We start from the raw sequence: 19,650 nt of genomic DNA, 5'->3' as shown, positions 1-19,650 counted from the left end.
ATCGGGCGACGCTGTCTTCGATGGTGCTACCCGATCGCGGGCGGCACCCGCGGCGAGCAACAGGAAGGGCGCTCGGGTGATCACTCCGATCGAAATCAAGGTCAACCTCGAAGGGGACGTCGCGGACGCACTGACCCGGCTGGAATGTACGGGCCGTCCAGCGATCGACCGTCGCATCTGGTTCGCCGAGCCCCGCCCCGCCGGTCCCGACACAGCGCCGACATTGCTGTCGAGCCGGATCGTCATCCGGCTACGCAGCGGCGAGAACGACGACCTCACCGTCAAACTGCGCCCCTGCCTGCACTCGCAACTGGTCGGCAGATGGACCACCCCCTTCACCGACGATGCACTGCGGTACCGCATCGAAGAAGACTGGAGCTCAGAACGCCGGGTGCTGTCCGCCTCGGCAGTCAGTGAGCGACCGGCCGGATCCCTGCACGACGCCACGATGCTCGGTGCCGACGTCACCACCGCCCTGGACCCGGCCCAGCGCCAGTTCCTGGTGAGCTGCACACCACCGGGCGTAGCGGTCGACCGCCTCTCGGCCATGGGCCCCATCTCGTCGACGAAGTGGACGGAGGTGCGCGTAGGGGATCTGGAGGTCGATGCTGAACGCTGGAGGATCGCCGACCTCGATCTGCTCGAACTGTCACTGAGAGTCACTCCCGAACACAGTGAGTCACACACCGAAGTACGAAACCGCGCCATCGACCGACAACGCAGATTCGAGACCGCAGTCCGTCGACGTGGTCTGCACATCGAGACCGGCGAAACCAAGACCCAACAGGTGCTCGCCGCGTTGACAGCGCGATCGATCCGCCGGTGATCCCTTCGCCGACGAACCGCGGCGCGGGCAACCTTCGACCCGCACGGCCCGCCGCCCCGCATGAGCCGGCCACACCCTCGGCAAATCTCGTCGAACTCCCCGAGACGAGCACCGTCCTGGTCAACTGGTTGCACATTCTGCCAGGACAGACCAGATCGGCATCCTGTGCCGGGAGGTGGTCCGCGCTCAGCTCCGCCGCTGTTCCGAGACTCCCCGAGTGGCCGGCGAATACCGCTGCGTGCGACCGATCGGTGAGGTGGGTGCCGCGGGCTGGCGGTAGACGAGCGGTATCGGTCGCCGCAGATCGACCAGGGTCGCAACGTGGAGCGTACGTTTGCGCTCCATGATCGGCCCTAGTTCCGGCACGGTGATCGATACCGTGATGGTGCAGTCACCCGGCCCCAATGCGACCAGCAGGCCATCGCGGACGGTAGCGGTGAGCGGCTGAAGCAGTAAGGCGACGCAGAGTTCGAGGTTCAACTCGCCCACTCGGTTTCCGTCGATGGTGACATCGAGCCGGGGGCAGTAGGTTTGGGTGATTTCGTGTTCGAACAGCTCGACCTGCTCGCTACCTCCCGAGTGGGTGCGTATCGCCGCGCTGCGCAGTCGTTCGTAACGACGCCAACCTGCGACCGTGATGCCGCCCAGGTCGAGTTGGAGCAGTCCGTCGACCGCCTCGGCGACCTCGTGCAGTGCCGATAATCGCAACAGGGCGCTGACAGCCGGTGCGCGACGCAGTGCCAACTGCTCGATACCGCGCTCGCGGAGATGTTCGGTCAACTCGTTCAGCCCGGACTCACGGGTGCTTCCGTAGAAAAGAATCCCCCGCGTCGTGATCGTCGTCGTATTCGTCATCGGGGAACCTCTCTGATGTGTAGCTGTGGCTCGCCGACGCACACCCAAACCCGTACGGCCGGAGCGCGGGCGACTTCGCGGATGCGGACAGCGGGGCTCATATCCTCGACCACCTGCACGCGTACCTGCGGCAGGCGTTGTGAGTGCTCCGGTTCAGTCGGACGCGTGGCCCGCCGACGTAGCACAAATGTCGCCACGCCGATGGCGAGGAGTAAGGCGCTGAGGCCCAATATGTCGTCGATGTGGTTGTCCCGCTTGTCATTGCCGCCCGGTGGCGCCGCGGTCAGTGGTTGCGTAGCGGGTGGCGAGACAGGTGTCGGCGTAACGGGCGGGGTTGTCGGCTCGGTGGTTTCGGTGGTGACCGGTGCGGCGATGAACTCGACGGACGTCCTTCGGGCGAGGTAGCTCGATCCCGCGTCACAGGTGACCGAGATCCAATGTGCGCCGAGTGCGGCCCGGGCGGGCACCTCGACCGAAGTATCGAACGAGGTCTGGTCGATGTACCTGGTCACCGGTGCCGACCAGTCCGGCGCGATGCTTACCGTGTCGCAAGGCCAGCCGTTACCGCGAACGGTGATCTGGGTGCCACGTTCGGCAGTCGGCGGCACGGCCTCGAGGGTGGGCTTGAAGTTGGGCTCGGGATTGCCGGTCGATCCCGGGGGCGTGGAAGAACTACCGGGTGATTTCGGTGTCGAGGTCGTCCATGTCGGGGTTGTCGTTTCGCTCGGCTTTGTCGGCGAGACCGGTGTGGTTGTCGACGGCTGGGCCGCCGCGATCGACACCGATACGACGCCGAGCACTGCCGCCGCGGCGACCACGACGGGAAATACTCGTGCGTCGCATTTCATGTCATCCCTCCGAGATGGAGACTCCGAGGATTCGTGTCCCGAAGCCAGTCTGTCCCCGGCTCGACATATCGACGCGGGTAGGCCGCTACCTGTTTCGACGATGCTGTCCATTGCACCGGAATTTCGACATTCGAAGTTGGGCAAACCTATTGGAGCTGCCGCAATAGACGGCGGCGGGACTGCACCGATTCCGCCGTCGTCAGCGTGTCACGATCCAGCGAATTCAAGACGATCGCGAAAGCGAATCCGGCCCCTCGAGACGTGCCCTGGCAATGTCCGGGACGCGCGTCGTAGGGCCTCGCGGTGACCTTCACCTCCGACCCACACATCGGAGGTGCCGGTGACCTCAACGGATCCGGGGTCGCGGTGCTGGTCACCTGCCTGTCGCAGGGATCAAGGACCTTCATCGAGGTCGTCGGCGCCAGCGATAACAGCGCGGCGGCGGAGGAGGCCCGAAACAGGATTCGCACAATCACGATGGGCCCGGCGAGCTGACACATTGCTGACATCTTCGCGGCGCGCTCTACGGGGCAGCAGCGCGTTTGCTGCGCGTAGGCTCGTTTGGTGAAGCAACTAACTGTCGGTGTCATCGGGACCTCCCGCAAGGCGGATGAGCGCCGATTGGCAATCCATCCGGCGCATGTCGACCGGATCGATCCGAAGCTTCGCAGTCGGGTCTTTCTGGAGCACGGCTACGGCGATCGGTTCGGCTACTCCGACGAACGCCTCGAGCCGCTGGTCGCTGGGCACCGCACGCGCGAGGAGTTGTTCGCCGAATGTGATGTGCTGCTGTTGCCCAAGCCGTCGGCCGAAGATCTGGAGAATCTGCGGCCCGGGCAGGTCGTGTGGGGGTGGCCGCACTGTGTTCAGGACGAGCGACTGACGCAGCTGGCCGTGGACCGGGGCCTGACCCTGATCGCTTGGGAGGCGATGAATCACTGGACGAAGGAGGGTAACTTCAGCGTCCACGTCTTCCACAAGAACAACGAGTTGGCCGGCTATTGCTCGGTCCTGCACGCGCTGCAACTGCGGGGCTCCTGTGGGGACTACGGGCGGCGGCTGCGGGCGGCTGTAATCAGTTTCGGCGCCACTGCCCGCGGTGCGGTCCGTGCCCTCTCGGCGCTCGGCATCAGTGACGTGACGGTGCTGACGCAACGCAGCGTGTCAGCGGTTGCCGCACCGTTCGCGTCGGTGCGGATGCAGCATTTCGAGCGCGACCCGGACAACACCGGCCGGATCCTCGCGCTGAAGGCGCCGGAACCGGGACCGCTCGCGCAGATGCTGGCCCAGTACGATGTGGTCGTCAACTGCATCCTCCAGGACACCGACGAGCCGCTGATGTTCGTGCTCAACGAGGATCTGCCACTGTTCACGCCCGGCACGCTGTTCGTCGACGTCTCCTGCGACGAGGGCATGGGCTTCGAGTGGGCCCGTCCGACCTCGTTCGCGGACCCGATGTTCAGTCTCGGCGAGGACCTGCATTATTACGGCGTCGACCACACCCCCTCATACCTGTGGAACTCCGCCACCTGGGAGAACTCCGAGGCACTGCTGGAGTACCTGCCGATCGTTATGTCCGGTCCCGACGCCTGGGACGGCAACGAGACGATTCGGCGCGCGATCGAGATTCGCGAGGGCCGGGTCCAGAATCTACGGATTCTCTCGTTCCAGGGACGCGCCGCGGCCTACCCGTACGCGGTCGTCTGACCGGGCTGGTGCACCAGCATGCACCGCCCCGATACAACAGCGCTTTTCGTGTCGTCCGCTGTTGCAACGTATCGCGGATTGAGCGGCATCGGGCAATACGGTGAACAGCTCTCCCTCGCTGTCGTTCTTCGGGGGCGCCAGTTCGTCCAGAATGGACAGCTGCGTGCCACTGGATGAAGTGCGGCTACGTTGTTGGACGCACCTCAGCCATTCTCAGCGCCAATTCGTAGAACAGCGGTGGGTTGTTCGGATACGTTTGCCGCTCTCGGCGCCGCGATAATTCTCCAGTACGTGATGTAGCTGTCCCGCTGCAATGCGGATGCGTTGCCACGAGGTCCGAGGGTGTGAACGGGTTGCGTGACCGGTCCAAGCAGCTGATGCCACCCGTGTCGAGGTGGGTTGATAAGACCATCCTGCTGACGGCAGGATTCGTAGGTGAGGGTTGTCAGGATCCTGATTGTCGATAGTTGTCAGCACGGGGCTTTGGCTCGAGTGGATGCCTGGGTCCGGGTGAGCGGCTATTGAACTAGTTCGGCGAGTGCGTCTCGGAGGTAGGTGGCGATGTTCCAGACGTCGGGGATGGTGTCGGTGCAGGCGAGGATGCCGAAGTCGAGGTGGCCGTTGTAGGACATGACGGTGATGTTGAGCGGGCCGGACAGGTCGGTGAGTACGGAGATGGGGTAGCTCCCGGCGACCCGAATTCCCCCGGCGTACAACGGTATCTGCGGCCCGGGCACGTTGGAGACGACCATGTTGGCCAGTGGGAGTGCGGGGGCGGCGACGCGCAGGAGTAGGCGGGTGGCCAGGCCGTGCAGGATCTGCGGTAGGGCCGCGGTGGCGTAGTGCAGCAGGGCCGGTGGGGTGGCTTGGAAGCGGTCCTTGGCGGCCAGCATTGCGGCGTGGGTGAGTTTCAGGCGGTGTTGTGGGTCGGGTTCGCCGATCGGTAGTTCGCACAGCATGATGGAGAACTGGTTGCCTGCGGTGCCGAGTTGCTCCTGGGTGCGTACCGATACTGGGATCGCGGCCACGGCCGGGTCGTCGGCCGGTGCGTCGTGGTCCAGTAGCCAGCGGCGAAATGCGGTGGTGCACAATGTCATTACCACGTCGTTGACGGTGCCGCCGAAGCTGTTCTTGACCTGTTTGACGGTGTCGAGCGATAGCGAGACGAAGGCGAAGGACCGGTCGGTGCCGTTGGGGCCGTTGCCCGGTAGCGTGGGATTCACTTTGCGCATGTCGGCGAGTGCGTTCGGCAGCATCGGTCCCAGGCGCAGCGGCAGGCGCACCCGATCGGCCTGGCGGGTCATCGTGTGTGCGATGCCGCGGCCGAGTATTTCGGCGGGATTGGGCGTTCGTCCCAACTGGACCCCGTCGGGTGGTGGCGGCACGGGCTGGGGCTCGGGCACGATATCGAAGAGTGCGGCCATGACCTCGGCCCCGGATACGCCATCGATCAATGCATGGTGCACCTTGGTGTAGATGGCTTGGCGACCTTCGGCCAACCCCGAGATCAGGTGGCATTCCCACAGTGGTCGACTTCGGTCGAGCGGCTGCACGTGCAGGCGGGCGGCGAGATCGGCCAGCGCCAAGTCGGTCGAACCTTCAGGAAGGCGCGTATCGCGCACGTGATACCCGAGGTCGATGGTGTCGCTGTCTTCCCAATAGGGGAGGTCCAGACCCAACGGGACGGTGCGTAATCGCCACCTCAGGGGTGCGATCAGATGTAGTCGGCTCGCGATCAACCGCCGCACTACCGTGATGTCCAACGCGCTGCTACCTGCGGTGGGTGGTTCCAGCAGCGTGACGGACCCGACGTGGAGCAGCATGGTGGGTGATTCGGCATCGAGCAGCGCGACGTCGAGCGAGCTGAGTTGCCGGGATGGTCCGTTGTCGCCCGATAGCGGAATTCTTTGCGAAGGTGTCGCTCGGTCAGCGGATGTGCCGCTGTCGAGTTGGCCCGGCGTCATGATGCGGACGTCCAGGTGGCGGGCGGTTTTCAGGTCGGCGTGGGACATGGGGTCTCCGCGTTGTCGCTGGGTCAGGACAGACTGCCGATTCAGTTCAACGGGCGGTGCGCTGGTGCCGCGACGCATTTACGGTCTGTCGGTATCTGCGGGCGCTAAGAGAACCGGTTCGAGCCGCTCCGCTCTTCCGGTGACGCCTATGTCGGTGTCGAAGACGCGTCATTGAGCTTAGTGATCGGCGGGGTGCTGTCGGTCGCGATCGTGTGCTCTATACGTTAATTCTGTGCAAACGTGCGATCCCTGCCTTCTACTCGCGGGTGTGCCGGTACTGCGTTAGCTTTGGCGAACCACCGCAGTGGCCGCCGGAGTCCAGCACGATGTAACCGGTGGTCTCGGATTTCCGCGAAAGATATTGATCTGGACTCGAGAAGCCCGGATTCGCGGATCGGGCCGGCTGAGCATCGCGCTCATGACGTCACTCGGTATCGTGCGCGCAGTATCACGGCCGCTGCGAGCATTCCGAGGGCGACGGCGGTCGACAGACCCAAAGCGCCTGTTGCGCCATAGTTTTCGATCATGACAGCGTAGGTGACCGGTGCCGCTGCGGATAGGACGAAACTGGGCAACAGTAGCCGCCCGGTGAACGAGCCGTAGTCCCGGTGGTCGAACAGGACGAGCGGCAAGGTGCCGCGGGTGATGGTCGCCAAGCCGTTGCCCGCGCCGTAGAGGGCGGTGCAGGCGAAGGCGAGGATCACCAGTTGCCCGCCGCCGAATCCCGGCGGGAACGAAAGTGTCAGCAGCGCAACGGCTATCACATTGAGATCGAGTGGGTGTCGACGTCGACCGAACAGCACATCGAAGAGCCTGGCCACGGATTGGGTGATGCCGCGTAGAGTCGACACCCAGACCGCCGCGGTCGCGGCCAGTCCGAGGCCGGTGAGGATGCCGATCAGGTGCGCGGACAGCCCGGACGCGAGAAACCCGGCCCCGGCCACGACCACCGCGTACAGCCCGCCCGCGATCCATCGATCGCGCGGACCGTCCGCCGTTGGCGCGGGCGTAACCACGCCATCCGTCGAAAGTTGTTGAACGTAAGTGCTATTCGGTAGCACCAGATGCAGTGGCAACGTCAGCAGTGCGCAGGCGGCGTAGCAGAGCAGTGCGCCACGCCAGCCGAGCAGTTCGGCCAGGCCGTGGCCGATCGGCCAGAAGACGCTGGACGCCAACCCGCCGAGCAGCGTGATCTGCGACATCGATTGTTTCGCCGCCGGACCGCCGATCCGGGCCAAGGCGGCGAAGGCCGCGTCGTACAGCGTGCAGCGCATGGCCGATCCGAGACAGGCCCAGGCCGCGAAGTATCCGATCGGAGTAGTCGCGACGGCGACTCCCGCGCAACCGAACGCGGCGAGGACCGAACCCGCCGCCATCACCGGTCGACCGCCGTAACGGTCGATGCACCGGCCGGTGACGGCCGAGGTGAGGCCCATGATCAGCAGGGCCACCGAGAACCCGCCCTGTACAAGGGTGCTCGACCAGCCGAGGTCGGCGGCGATCCGGTCGCCGAAGATGCCGATCAGATAGTAGGTGACACCCCAGCAGACCATCTGCGAGATACCGAGGCAGAGCAGTGCCCGGCGGGGAACGGCGCTGTTCTTGCGCGCACGACATTCGACTACCACAGCGACTTCTCCCCGCACCGGTCTATCAGAGAAATCGAGTATAAATAGTGCTAATATTTCTCATGGAATCCATAAGGAATACTTAGACGTGTCCGAACTGAATCTCGACCAGCTGCACGCCTTTACCGAGGTCATCGAGCACGGCAGCTTTTCGGCGGCGGCAGAAAGCATCGGCATCACGCAGCCCGCGGTGAGCCTGAGAATCAATCAGCTGGAGCAGCGGCTCGGGGTGTTGCTGCTCGAACGGGTCGGCAAGCGCGTCGTGCCGACAGCGGCCGGGTCGGAGTTGCTGGAACACGCCGCTCGCATCGAGGGCGCCGTGGTGGCCGCGGTGGAAAGCCTTGCCGCGTATACCGAGGGCACGACGGGGCGCGTTCGGCTCGGCACCGGAGAGACCGCATGCGTCTACCTGTTGCCACCGATCCTGCGTGACCTGCGCCGCCGCTTTCCGTCGCTGGAACTGGTCGTCCATACCGGCAATACCGATCGGCTGTTGCAATCGCTGGAAGAGAACCGGATCGATCTGGGGTTCATCACCATGCCCGCACCAGGGCGCGCCTTCGAGGTGACGCCGGTGCTCGAGGACGAATTCGTGGTGGTCGCCGCAGCTGACGATCATGGGTTACCTGCCAGGATCACGCCCGCGACGCTCGCCGCCCGCCCGCTGGTGTTGTTCGAATCCGGCGGCAATACCCGCAGACTCGTCGACCAGTGGTTCGCCAAGGCGGGCATCACGGTGAAGCCGGTGATGGAACTCGGCAGCGTCGCAGCGATCAAAGAGTTGGTGGGTGCCGGGCTCGGATACGCGGTACTGCCGAGGATGGCGATACCGGCGGATGACGCGCTCGTGGCCGTCCGAACCCTCACGCCGCGACTGCATCGGACGATCGCGCTGGTGATCCGGCGGGACAAACCGCGTAGCCGGGGGCTGGTCGCGGTGCTGGAGGCATTGCGTGCGGTGGGCAGTTAGCTCGCACGCCCGGCGGTGCTGCCGAGGACACTTCGGCGGCATCGATTCTTGCCAGAACGCGGGCACCGCAGGGCCGAGGCCGAAGACGGCGCAGTCACCCAGATCCTCCAAAGACACTTCGGCACGTCCCAGGCTGATCACGACGCGACCCGGTTACGCGACTACGCTCGCACGCTGGCTGGCGAGGACCGATGACCGGTCTCGAGTGATCGACAGACAGTCGCGATTGTTGAATATATCACCCGACCGTCCGATGTCGTTCCATCAACCCATTGCCGGATATGTGTATGTCGTATATTCCCCGCATATTTTGTCTCCCCGGTGCCGATAACCATCACGTGAAGCGCGAAGGCTGCCCCGCCGCATGTGCCCTCAATAGCATGTTATCCGAGCGTCGCAGTGACATCAGCGGATGGCAAGCTCGATGCTGCTCCACTCGCGGTGTGGTGACGAGGATTGCCGCTGATAAAGGTGTGCTCCGATCTGTGGAAATACGATGATGCGGCATCAATCACGACTAGACCTGTGTCAACCGCTGTATCGGCGGTAGGCTGCAGCGGTATTGCACCGACATGAACAGATTTCCGAAGGTTTGATTACCTTCCTGAGATCCGGATCGCAGTTCGGGATAAATATTGTGTCTAGTCAATTAAGATCATGAAATTCTATGAGAAAGTGCGACTCGTATAAATCTGGCAGCAACGAACAGGCGTCGATGTAGACTGACAGCTATGTCGGCTGATGTCGACCCTGGTCATACTCGGCTACTGGTGGCGGAAGATCACCCTATGGTGGTGATGGCGTTGGACTCCGCCTTCGAGCTCGTCGACGACATCGAGGTCATCGAAATAGCGAGGTCGGTCGAGGACGCCATCGGTGCTGCGAGCCGTCACCATCCGCACGTCATCCTGCTCGACCGTCGGCTGCCCGATGGCGATGGGATCGATGCGATCGACCGGCTGCGCGCCGTGTCCCCGGATACCAGGGTCCTGGTCTTTACCGGGGATGCGAACCAATCCATGGTCGATCGGGTGATCGCGGCGGGTGGTGCTGGCCTGGTGCTCAAGACTGGAGTATTCGACGACCTACTGGACGCCATTCGGCAGGTCGCCGCCGGCCACGATTACTTCGACGTCGACCTCGGACACTGACTGGCTGCAGAGGCGAAGTTAGGTTAGGTACAGCTTATGGTCCAAGACACTGCCAGCATGGATCGAGTAAGCAACAACGACGAACGCCTGCAGCCCCTGTTGGATGGGCTCAAAGCGGTACGCGATGGTGACTTCCGGCGGTCCCTGCCCAAGGTCGGTGATCCGCTGCTGGACGAGATCGCCACCGTGTTCAACGGCATGGTGGACCAGCTCTCACTATTCACCACCGAGGTCACCCGCGTCGCCCGGGAGGTGGGCACCGAGGGCAAGCTCGGCGGCCAGGCGTCGGTGCCTGGGGTCTCGGGCACTTGGAAGGATTTGACCGAGTCGGTGAATGCAATGGCGGACAACCTCACCGCTCAAGTCCGCGACATCGCCGGTGTAGCCACAGCGGTGGCGCAGGGCGACCTGTCGCAGAAGATCACCGTGGATGTCAAAGGAGAGCTGCTGGAGCTGAAGAACACCATCAATACGATGGTGGATCAGCTCTCGGCGTTTGCCGACGAGGTGACCCGTGTCGCCCGAGAGGTGGGCAATGAAGGACGGTTGGGTGGCCAGGCGCAGGTGCCCGGCGTATCGGGAACATGGCGGGACCTCACCGAATCGGTGAACATCATGGCGAGCAATCTCACAGCGCAGGTTCGGTCGATCGCGGAGGTGACGACTGCGGTGGCGAAGGGCGACCTGTCGCAGAAGATCACCGTGGATGCACGTGGCGAAATCCTGGAGCTGAAGTCGACCATCAATACGATGGTCGACACCTTGTCTTCGTTCGCCGACGAGGTCACCCGCGTCGCCCGCGAAGTCGGTACTGAAGGTCAACTCGGTGGCCAAGCCCAGGTGCTGGGAGTCTCGGGCACCTGGAAGGGCCTGACGGAGTCGGTGAACTTCATGGCGGACAATCTGACCGATCAGGTGCGGTCGATCGCCCAGGTCGCCACTGCGGTTGCTCGTGGGGATTTGTCGCAGAAGATCCGGGTCGATGCCCGGGGCGAGATCCTCGAGCTGAAGGACACCATCAATACGATGGTGGATCAGCTCTCGGCGTTTGCCGATGAGGTCACCCGCGTCGCCCGCGAGGTTGGTACGGAGGGGCGGCTCGGCGGCCAGGCCGACGTGAAAGGCGTATCCGGCACCTGGAAAGGTCTGACCGAGTCCGTCAATGTGATGGCGGACAATCTGACCGATCAGGTGCGGTCGATCGCCCAGGTCACGACTGCGGTTGCTCGTGGGGATTTGTCGCAGAAGATCCGGGTCGATGCCCGGGGCGAGATCCTCGAGCTGAAGGACACCATCAATACGATGGTCGACACCTTGTCTTCGTTCGCCGATGAGGTCACCCGCGTCGCCCGCGAGGTTGGTACGGAGGGGCGGCTCGGCGGCCAGGCCGACGTGAAAGGCGTATCCGGCACCTGGAAAGGTCTGACCGAGTCCGTCAATGTGATGGCGGACAATCTGACCGATCAGGTGCGGTCGATCGCCCAGGTCGCCACTGCGGTTGCTCGCGGCGACCTATCGCAGAAAATCACCGTCGAAGCCAAGGGCGAGGTCGCCGCGCTGGCGCAGACCATCAATACGATGGTGGACACCTTGTCGTCGTTCGCCGATGAGGTCACCCGCGTTGCGCGCGAGGTGGGCACCGAGGGCATCCTCGGCGGGCAGGCGCGCGTGCCCAATGTCGCCGGTACCTGGAAAAGCCTCACCGATAATGTGAACTCGATGGCAGGCAATCTGACCAGTCAGGTTCGGTCCATCGCCCAGGTCACCACGGCCGTGGCGCGCGGCAACCTCTCGCAGAAGATCGACGTCGATGCGCGCGGGGAGATCCTGGAGCTCAAGACCACGATCAACACCATGGTCGACACGTTGTCGGCGTTCGCCGCCGAGGTGACCAGGGTGGCACGCGAGGTAGGTAAGGATGGCCGGCTCGGCGGACAAGCCGAGGTCGAGGGCGTATCCGGAACCTGGAAGCGGCTGACGGAGAACGTCAATGAGCTCGCCGGCAACCTGACGCGTCAGGTGCGTGCCATCGCGGAGGTCGCGAGCGCGGTGGCGACCGGAGATCTCACCCGATCGATTTCTGTCGAGGCGCAAGGTGAGGTCGCCGAACTCAAGAACAACATCAATGCAATGGTGCAGTCCCTACGCGAAACCACTCGCACCAACGAAGAGCAGGCATGGCTCAATACCAACCTGGCGCGGATGTCCGGACGCTTACAGGGACACCGGGATCTCAGCGCGGTCGCCCAGCTGATCATGAACCAGCTCACCCCGCTCGTCGGCGCTCAGTACGGCGCGTTCTTCTTCATGGAATCCGAAGAAAACCGAGTTGAGCTGCGGCTGATCGCGGGCTACGGGCGCAATGAGGACAACGTCGTATTCGAGCTCGGCCAGTCGCTGGTCGGGCAGGTGGCGCTGACCAAAAAGGCGATCGTGGTCGACCGGACACCGTCGGACTACATCCAGATCAGCTCCGGTCTCGGGGCCGCGCGACCGGTCAACTTGATCGTGCTGCCGATAGTGTTCGAGGACCAGGTGCTCGGTGTGATCGAACTGGCCTCCTTCAGCCGGTTCACGCTGGTACAGCAAGATTTTCTCGAACAGCTGATGGAAAGCATCGGCGTGAATTCCAACACGATCATGGCCAACGCGCGCACCGACGCCCTACTCGAGGAATCGCAGCGACTTGCGGGAGAGCTGCAACAGTCCAATGCGGCACTCGAAGAAAAAGCAGAGCTGCTGGTCCGCCAGAACCGCGATATCGAAATCAAGAACTTCGAAATTGAACAGGCCCGGCGGGAGATCGAGGAGCGTGCCCAACAGCTCGCGCTGGCGTCGAAGTACAAGTCGGAGTTCCTCGCGAACATGTCGCACGAGCTGCGCACACCGTTGACCAGCCTGCTAATCTTGGCGGGCATATTGGCGCAGAACACAACCCGGAATCTGACCGCGAAGCAGGTCGAATTCGCCAATGTGATCCAGTCCGCCGGCAAGGATCTACAGCAGCTGATCGACGATATTCTCGACCTGTCCAAGGTCGAGGCCGGGAGGATGGATATTCAAAGGGAGCTGGTGCCGCTGCGGCAGTTGCTGGAATACGTGCAGACCACGTTCCGGCCACTCATCAGCCAGAAGGGCCTCGAGTTCGACGTCGATGTCGAACCGGGCGTTCCCACCCACCTCAACACCGATGAGCAGCGGCTGCGGCAGGTGCTACGCAACCTGTTGTCCAATGCGGTCAAGTTCACCGAGAAGGGCATGATCCGGCTCAGGGTGTGGCGGCAGGACGACCGCATCGCGTTCTCCGTGAGCGACACCGGAATCGGTATCGCAGAGCAAAACCTGGAGGCCATCTTCACCGCGTTCCAGCAAGCCGACGGCACCACCAGCCGGCGATACGGCGGTACCGGCCTCGGCCTGTCGATCAGCAGGCAGGTGGCGAACTTGCTCGGTGGCGAGATTCGTGCCGAAAGCCGGCTCGGCGTCGGGAGTACGTTCACGCTCTATATTTCGGTGACACCGCAACTGGAGGTCGCGGCCGAGTCGAGGATGCGGTCGAAGCCGATCGATCGTTCCGTACTTGTCATTGAAGACCAGAGCCGCAGGCCGCTGACCCGGCTGGTCCGTGGGGTCGTCGGGGCACTTGCGGACACCGCGGGAACGGTCCGCATCGAGTCCGTCGGTACCGCCGACAAAGCACTCGAGGCATTGCCGGCCCATCCATATCGGTGTGTCCTGCTGGACGCGAGCCTGCCGGGCGTCTGCACGGCGGAGTTCCTGCGTGAGCTGCGCGAGGGCACGGAGTCGAGAAGTATTCCGCTGCTTGCCCATCCGGTCCGTGAACTCGGTCCCGATCAGGAACGGTTTATCGAGTCCGATGCCCGCGACCATCGGGTCGAACTGGTGGCTTCGCCTGATGAGTTTTGCGAACGGTTCATCCTGTTGTTGACCCATCCGCACCGGACGGAGCTCGAAACACCGGCGCGGCAGGCAGGGCAGCCCAGACTGGCCGGACGCAAGGTTCTGATCATCGATGACGATGCACGCAATGTCCTGGCGATCGCGGGAGTGCTGGAACTGAACGGGATGTCGGTCGACCACGCGCCCAACGGGCGAAAAGGCATCGAAACACTGCAGGCCAACCCGGGTGTCGATGTAATCGTGATGGACGTGATGATGCCGGAGATGGACGGACACGCCACGACCGCAGCGATACGGAGAATGCCCCGCTTCGACCGGCTCCCGATCATCATGGTCACCGCGAAGGCCATGGCGGGCGATCGGGAGAAGAGCTTGGCATCCGGCGCCAGTGACTACATCACCAAACCCGTCGACCCCGACGAACTGCTGGAGTGCATCGACCGGTGGTTGCAAGCCGTCGACCAGCCGGGCGACGAACCAGGCCCGGTGGCGGAACTCGATGTCCGGGCATAGGCCACGTGCCAACAATGGCGACCGCGCACGCGGGAACCGCACTGCCGGTGGTCAGGACTCGAGTCTAGGCAGGTAGATGTAGGAAACTGAAGCCAATCATGTCACCGATTCGACGCGCTGATCGGGGAATTGCAATGCGGGCCGCACGATCCCGATCGGCATGTCCCCGCCCCAGGACAGCCGTATGAGCCGGCACGGCCATGCGTTCGCGGCCGTCCGGAGATGCCGCTTCGCGGGTTCCAGTGAGCCGTCGAACAGCACGGCCATCCTTCCGGCGCGACAGCCGGTAGGCCCTCACCTGAGCCTGGATGTGCTGCAGCAGCACTGCTCGCAATCGTGGGCATCTCGATGGAGGCCATGATGGGTTGATGACGCGAAGCGATGATGACTTGGGGTCGGCAGGGGCGGGCGGAGCGCTCGCGGCCGGTGCGGTGATGGCCATTGCCGCTGCTGTGCCCGCGGCACGACAGATCCGGGTGCTCGCATTGAACACGTGGCACAGCGGCAGCAAAATCTCCAATGGTATTCAGCTGATCACCGATCTCATCATCTCGACACAGGCCTCGATCGTGCTGCTCTCGGAGGCAACCGAAGCGACCACGGCCGTCGCGGCCGAACTGGTGCGGCGGGGGCGCGAGTTCAACGCCGTCCCCTCGCACGACACGGGAATTCTGTCGGTGTTTCCGGTCCAGGACAGCGCCGATCTGCAATGGATGGTCAAGGCGCGGTTGAACATCGACGGAAAGCTCCTCACCGTCTACTCCGCGCATCTGGAGTATCGCTGGTATGCCTGCAACCTGCCCCGAGGGTACGGACCCGGAGCCCCGGCGCCGGGCGAGTTCGCCGAGCACGAGTGGAACAAGCTGCCGGACGGTCCAGTGACCGACCTTGCCGTGATCCAGCGCATCAACGCGGCTTCGGGCCGCTCCGGGGTCATCAGCAACTTTCTCGCCGACGCGAAAGCCGAGATCGCCGACGGGTCTTCGGTCATCATGGGTGGCGACCTGAACGAGCCGTCCCTGCTGGATTGGACGCCCGCCACAGCGAACTTGTTCGACCACAACGGTGTGGTGTTGGCGTGGGAGACCACTCGACGCCTGCAACAAGCCGGTTTCATCGATGCGTACCGATCGATGTATCCGGACCCGGCAACCCATCCCGGACTCACCTGGCCGTCGGACAACGTCGATGTGGATGTCTCCGAACTCGCCTGGGCTCCTGAGGCCGACGAACGCGACCGAGTCGACTACATCTTCGCTCATGGTGCCGCGCTGTGTCTGTCTGCGGTCGGCATCATCGGCCCGCGCGGGTCCGTCGTGCGCGATACCCGAGCGCAGGAACCAACCCAGGACAATTTCCTCGCCTCGCCAGCGCAGTGGGGCAGCGACCACAAAGGCATCGTCGCGACATACCAACTCGCCGACTGACAGATGAGGATGGGGTGTGTACATCGGCTGAGAGGTCGTATCGCGTTAAGTCCTCTACACCGCGGACTTCGGAGTGTGCCGGCGCGGAAAATGCCTCTGCGACAGTTCTGACCAGTTGTACCAGCCAGAAAACCGACCAGTCGGCCCCACCCGAACAATCACAGCCCGCCGGCACACCGGTGACACTGATGACTTGGGTCGGCAGGGGCGGCCGGAGCGCTCGCGGCCGGTGCGGTGATGGCCGTTGTCGCTGGTGCGTCCGCGGTACGACAGATCCGGGTGCTCCCATTGAACACCTGGCACGGTGGCAGTACCGAGACCCGTGGACCGCGGCCAGCAGCGCGGGATTGGACGGCACTTATCGGACAGTTCGATCATTCCTGGCTTATCGGTACGCGCCGTGATCGGACATGATGAATGGTCGGTTTCCGTGCCGCCCACGCCACTGAAGTAGGGAGTCCATTCGATGTCTGTTTCGACCACCTGGACGGAGTCGATCTCCGGTGCCGTCTATGTCGGCGAGGACATCCCGGTCGCCTACCGGACCGACCGTTCCGGCTATGTGCCGTCGAGTGCGCCAGAGGTGCTGGTCGTCGCCGCGGACGTCGACGATGTGCGGCGGGCGGTGATTCTCGCGGCCGATGCCGGTCTGACGGTGGTCGTGCGGGGTGGTGGCAGCGGGTTGGCCGGGGGCGCGAGTGCCGGTGCGGGATCCTTGATTCTCGATGTGAGCCGTCTCGATCGGATACTCGAGATCGCACCCGCGGATGAGCTCGCGGTGGTGCAGGCCGGTGTCAGCGCGGCACAACTCGACGCCGAGGCCGGGCGGCACGGTCTGCGCTACGTTCCCGATCCGGCCAGCGTCGCCATCTCTACCATCGGCGGCAATATCGCCACGAATGCCGGTGGGCTGCGCTGCGTCAAATACGGCGTCACCGGTGATTCGGTGCTCGGGTTGAGCGTTGTGCTCGCCGATGGCCGACTGATCCACACCGGACGGCGTACTGCGAAAGGTGTTGCGGGCCTGGATCTGACCAGTTTGTTCACCGGATCGGAGGGCACGCTGGGCGTGATCGTGTCGGCGACGGTGCGGCTGCACCCGATTCCGGTGCGCACCGTGACCGTCGCGGCCTACTTCGCCGATGTCGAGCAGGCCGCCGCGGCCACGGCCGCGGTGCTGTCCGCGCGCGTGCGGCCGTCGCTGCTCGAGTTGCTCGATGAGCGGTCCCTGCGGGAAGCGCAGGACTTCTTGGGCGTTCGAGCGCAGTCGGCTGGTGCGTTCGTGGTCGCGCAGACCGACGGATTCGGTGCCGACGCGGAGGCCAGGATTATCGAATCCACCTTTGGGCAGTTCACGTCTCGCGTCCTGGTGGGTGACGATCCGGATGTGGCCGACGAACTGCTCGCGGTCCGCCGTTCGGCGCTGCCCGCGCTGGAACGGTACGGCCGGGTGCTGATCGAGGATATCGCGGTGCCGAGGACTCGGATCGCGGATGCCGTTCGCCGTATCACCGAGATCGCCGAGCGACACCGCAGTCAGATCTACACCTTCGGCCATGCGGGTGACGGCAATCTGCATCCGATCATCGTGGTACCGCCCGAGGACGCGTCGGCCGAGCGGCGTGCGTCCGACGCCGCCGACGAAATATTCGCAACCGCACTGGAATTGGGTGGCACGATTACCGGCGAACACGGGGTCGGCGTGCTCAAGCGGCGCTGGTTGGAGCGCGAACTGGGGCCGGACGCATTACGCGTACAGCGTGCGGTGCGCGCCGCGCTCGACCCCTCGGGGCTGTTCAATCCGGGGAAGGTGTAATGATCGGTCAGGCGCGTGCCTCTGCCGGGCCGGTCGCGACCGGACGAGTGGGGTCCGTGCTCCACTCCGACCACGATCCGGGAAACAGTGCCGCGTCGATGCCGATGATCCGGAGTGCGGCGATGTCCACCGCCGCGGTGACACCGGACCCGCAGTAGGCACCCACTGCGGCCGCGTCGCGGACGCCGGCGGCGGTGAACACTGCGTCGAGTTCCGCTGCGGGGCGGAAGAATCCACGATCGTCGAGGAGGGCGCCGTTGGGCACGTTGCGCGCGCCGGGGATGTGTCCGGCGGCGAGGTCGACCGGTTCGGACTCCCCGCGGAATCGTTCGGGTGCGCGAGCGTCTATCAGCACGCCGCTGTTCGTGATGGCGGCGGCCTGCGCGGCGGTCAATGTTGGAAGCGCTCCGGTGTACAGGTTTTCGTGCGGCACTTCAATATCACCATCGTGTGGATGTTCGCCACCGGTCGCGAGTCCCCGCCCGGCCGCAACCCACGCGGCCAGTCCACCATCGAGAATCCGAACGTCGGGAATACCCGCGGCCCGCAGCACCCACCAGGCCCGCGCCGAGCCTGCTCGATTCCAGTTGTCGTACAGCACGATCGGAACTCCGGCGCGCACGCCCCAGCGCCGCGCCGCGGCCTGTACGGCGGATCCGCTCGGCAGTGGATGTCGACCGCGCCCTCGCGCCGAATGATCGGACAACTCGGTTTCCAGATCCACGTAGACCGCGCCGGGAAGATGGCCGTCCCCGTAGGCGAGGCGGCCGTCGGGCCGACCCAACTGCCAGCGCACATCCAGGATGGTGACCGGTTCGGCGGCGTCGATCAGGTCGGCCAGTTCCGCGACGGTGATCAGTGTGTCCGTGTGCGCGCCCATTACGCGACTCCCCTCAGTTGACGTCCGGTCATCGACCGGTAATGCGTGGTGATCGCCTCGACGGCGGTTAGTTCGATATCGGGGCCCAGTCCACGTCGGGCGACCAGTCGCACGTCGATGCAGCCCATCGTTGGCAAATCGGTCACTTCCGCGAGACCGCGGGGGACGGCCGCATGGAACGGCAGCAGCGCGATACCAAGGCCTGCCTGTGCGGCGGCTAGAACACCGTCGAGACTCCCGGATTCGGCGGCGACCGAGACGTCGTAGCCCAACTCGGCCAGGCGGTGCAGGGCGCGTTTGCGCAAGCTACACGGTTCCTCGAAAGCAACCAGGGAAATCGGGCCCTGGGCGGGGGCCAACTGCCATCCCGGGGCGGCGACCCAGCGCAACTGGAGTTCACCGACCTCCGCACCGACCGGTTCGGCATTACCGCCGAGCACCACCGCGAGATCGAGCGCGCCCTTGGTCACCGATTCGGTGAGGCTGGTGGATCGATCGATCCGAAAGTGCAGGTACACATCCGGATACGCACCACGCAATACACCGAGCAGTTCCGGCAGCAGTCCATCGGCGGCGTGTTCGGTGGACCCGATGGTGATCCGATTCGGATCCGTCACGACGAAGCGCTCGAGCAGCCGGTCGTGCGCTGCGAGCAGCGTGCGCGCCTCGACCACGAAACGTTCGCCGTCGACGGTGAAACGTGAACCGCGGCCGTCCTTTTCGACCAGCGTTCGCTTCAGCCGACGCTCCAACAACCGCACATGCTGGCTGACGGTCGGCTGACTCAAATGCAGTGCGTCGGCCGCCCGCCGGAAGCCGCCGGTGTCGGCGATGGCCACCAGGGTCTGTAGATGCACCAAGTCCAAGGGATCTGCCATTGCGCGCCCACCTGCCTCCGCCTCGACATTCGGATGGCACCACGCAACTACATTCGGCCCGAAATGCGCACCCTTTGAATCTGTGAGATCGGAACATCCTGGTAGCGGGGGTATCCGGGCTATCGGTTCCGATCGGCGATATAGATCGAAAACCATGATCGAAACTCTGGTTTCGGCGCGCAGCTGCTCCCTACCATGACATCCCACCGTCGAGCCCT

Annotated in this window: 14 protein-coding genes; 8 read left to right on the top strand and 6 right to left on the bottom strand. The window is 64.2% G+C overall.

The window, feature by feature from the left end; all coding sequences use genetic code 11:
- The first annotated feature begins 76 nt into the window (after nt 1-76).
- A complete protein-coding gene (locus OG874_RS17110) occupies nt 77-826 on the top strand; it encodes a hypothetical protein (RefSeq protein WP_330256129.1) in 750 nt (249 codons plus the stop codon).
- A 186-nt stretch (nt 827-1,012) separates the two neighbouring features.
- On the opposite strand, the gene OG874_RS17105 is transcribed toward OG874_RS17110, so the two are convergent.
- Both OG874_RS17105 and OG874_RS17100 read right to left on the bottom strand, forming a co-directional pair.
- On the bottom strand, nt 1,013-1,681 hold the full coding sequence (locus tag OG874_RS17105) for a hypothetical protein (RefSeq protein WP_330256128.1): 669 nt from the start codon (nt 1,679-1,681) through the stop codon (nt 1,013-1,015).
- On the bottom strand, nt 1,678-2,529 hold the full coding sequence (locus OG874_RS17100) for a hypothetical protein (RefSeq protein ID WP_330256127.1): 852 nt from the start codon (nt 2,527-2,529) through the stop codon (nt 1,678-1,680). The genes OG874_RS17105 and OG874_RS17100 overlap by 4 nt, the downstream gene beginning before the upstream one ends.
- Nucleotides 2,530-2,832: 303 nt before the next feature.
- Between OG874_RS17100 and OG874_RS17095 the strand changes: the two genes are divergently transcribed.
- Together OG874_RS17095 and OG874_RS17090 are read left to right on the top strand one after the other, a co-directional pair.
- Complete coding sequence (locus OG874_RS17095) at nt 2,833-3,024, top strand: hypothetical protein (protein ID WP_330256126.1); 192 nt, start codon at nt 2,833-2,835, stop codon at nt 3,022-3,024.
- A 69-nt stretch (nt 3,025-3,093) separates the two neighbouring features.
- Nucleotides 3,094-4,236, top strand: a complete 1,143-nt coding sequence (locus OG874_RS17090) for a N(5)-(carboxyethyl)ornithine synthase (protein WP_330256125.1) — start codon at nt 3,094-3,096, stop codon at nt 4,234-4,236.
- A 518-nt stretch (nt 4,237-4,754) separates the two neighbouring features.
- On the opposite strand, the gene OG874_RS17085 is transcribed toward OG874_RS17090, so the two are convergent.
- Together OG874_RS17085 and OG874_RS17080 are read right to left on the bottom strand one after the other, a co-directional pair.
- A complete protein-coding gene (locus OG874_RS17085) occupies nt 4,755-6,248 on the bottom strand; it encodes a wax ester/triacylglycerol synthase family O-acyltransferase (protein ID WP_330256124.1) in 1,494 nt (497 codons plus the stop codon).
- Between the two features lie 416 nt (nt 6,249-6,664).
- The gene (locus tag OG874_RS17080) at nt 6,665-7,876 is read right to left on the bottom strand and encodes an MFS transporter (RefSeq protein ID WP_330256123.1); all 1,212 of its coding nucleotides are present in this window, start codon (nt 7,874-7,876) and stop codon (nt 6,665-6,667) included.
- Between the two features lie 88 nt (nt 7,877-7,964).
- Between OG874_RS17080 and OG874_RS17075 the strand changes: the two genes are divergently transcribed.
- From OG874_RS17075 to OG874_RS17055, 5 genes are all read left to right on the top strand, one after another.
- Entirely contained in the window at nt 7,965-8,846 is an 882-nt protein-coding gene (locus tag OG874_RS17075) for a LysR family transcriptional regulator (RefSeq protein ID WP_330256122.1), read from the top strand.
- A gap of 731 nt (nt 8,847-9,577) precedes the next feature.
- Nucleotides 9,578-9,997: a response regulator gene (locus OG874_RS17070; protein WP_330256121.1), complete on the top strand. Its 420-nt coding sequence runs from the start codon at nt 9,578-9,580 to the stop codon at nt 9,995-9,997.
- A gap of 57 nt (nt 9,998-10,054) precedes the next feature.
- Nucleotides 10,055-14,431: a HAMP domain-containing protein gene (locus OG874_RS17065; protein WP_330256120.1), complete on the top strand. Its 4,377-nt coding sequence runs from the start codon at nt 10,055-10,057 to the stop codon at nt 14,429-14,431.
- A 368-nt stretch (nt 14,432-14,799) separates the two neighbouring features.
- Nucleotides 14,800-15,858 carry an endonuclease/exonuclease/phosphatase family protein gene (locus OG874_RS17060; RefSeq protein ID WP_330256119.1) on the top strand — a complete coding sequence of 353 codons (1,059 nt, stop codon included), beginning with the start codon at nt 14,800-14,802 and terminating at the stop codon, nt 15,856-15,858.
- 466 nt (nt 15,859-16,324) lie between these two features.
- A complete protein-coding gene (locus tag OG874_RS17055) occupies nt 16,325-17,674 on the top strand; it encodes an FAD-binding oxidoreductase (protein ID WP_330256118.1) in 1,350 nt (449 codons plus the stop codon).
- Nucleotides 17,675-17,681: 7 nt separating this feature from the next.
- Here the strand turns inward: OG874_RS17055 and OG874_RS17050 are convergent, their stop codons facing one another.
- Both OG874_RS17050 and OG874_RS17045 read right to left on the bottom strand, forming a co-directional pair.
- Complete coding sequence (locus tag OG874_RS17050) at nt 17,682-18,554, bottom strand: sulfurtransferase (protein WP_330256117.1); 873 nt, start codon at nt 18,552-18,554, stop codon at nt 17,682-17,684.
- Complete coding sequence (locus OG874_RS17045) at nt 18,554-19,432, bottom strand: LysR family transcriptional regulator (RefSeq protein ID WP_330256116.1); 879 nt, start codon at nt 19,430-19,432, stop codon at nt 18,554-18,556. Before OG874_RS17045 ends, OG874_RS17050 begins: the two co-directional genes overlap by 1 nt.
- Nucleotides 19,433-19,650 lie beyond the last annotated feature (218 nt).

The organism is Nocardia sp. NBC_00565 (assembly GCF_036345915.1).
Lineage (GTDB): Bacteria > Actinomycetota > Actinomycetes > Mycobacteriales > Mycobacteriaceae > Nocardia.
This window is presented reverse-complemented; position numbering and strand designations above follow the sequence as displayed.

What these genes read in the sequence shown, in the direction of transcription:
- OG874_RS17055 (WP_330256118.1), top strand. Translation starts at nt 16,325, where the DNA reads ATGTCTGTTTCGACCACCTGGACGGAGTCGATCTCCGGTGCCGTCTAT.
- OG874_RS17085 (WP_330256124.1), bottom strand. Translation starts at nt 6,248, where the DNA reads ATGTCCCACGCCGACCTGAAAACCGCCCGCCACCTGGACGTCCGCATC.
- OG874_RS17105 (WP_330256128.1), bottom strand. Translation starts at nt 1,681, where the DNA reads ATGACGAATACGACGACGATCACGACGCGGGGGATTCTTTTCTACGGA.
- OG874_RS17070 (WP_330256121.1), top strand. Translation starts at nt 9,578, where the DNA reads ATGTCGGCTGATGTCGACCCTGGTCATACTCGGCTACTGGTGGCGGAA.
- OG874_RS17045 (WP_330256116.1), bottom strand. Translation starts at nt 19,432, where the DNA reads ATGGCAGATCCCTTGGACTTGGTGCATCTACAGACCCTGGTGGCCATC.
- OG874_RS17100 (WP_330256127.1), bottom strand. Translation starts at nt 2,529, where the DNA reads ATGAAATGCGACGCACGAGTATTTCCCGTCGTGGTCGCCGCGGCGGCA.
- OG874_RS17060 (WP_330256119.1), top strand. Translation starts at nt 14,800, where the DNA reads ATGACGCGAAGCGATGATGACTTGGGGTCGGCAGGGGCGGGCGGAGCG.
- OG874_RS17050 (WP_330256117.1), bottom strand. Translation starts at nt 18,554, where the DNA reads ATGGGCGCGCACACGGACACACTGATCACCGTCGCGGAACTGGCCGAC.
- OG874_RS17065 (WP_330256120.1), top strand. Translation starts at nt 10,055, where the DNA reads ATGGATCGAGTAAGCAACAACGACGAACGCCTGCAGCCCCTGTTGGAT.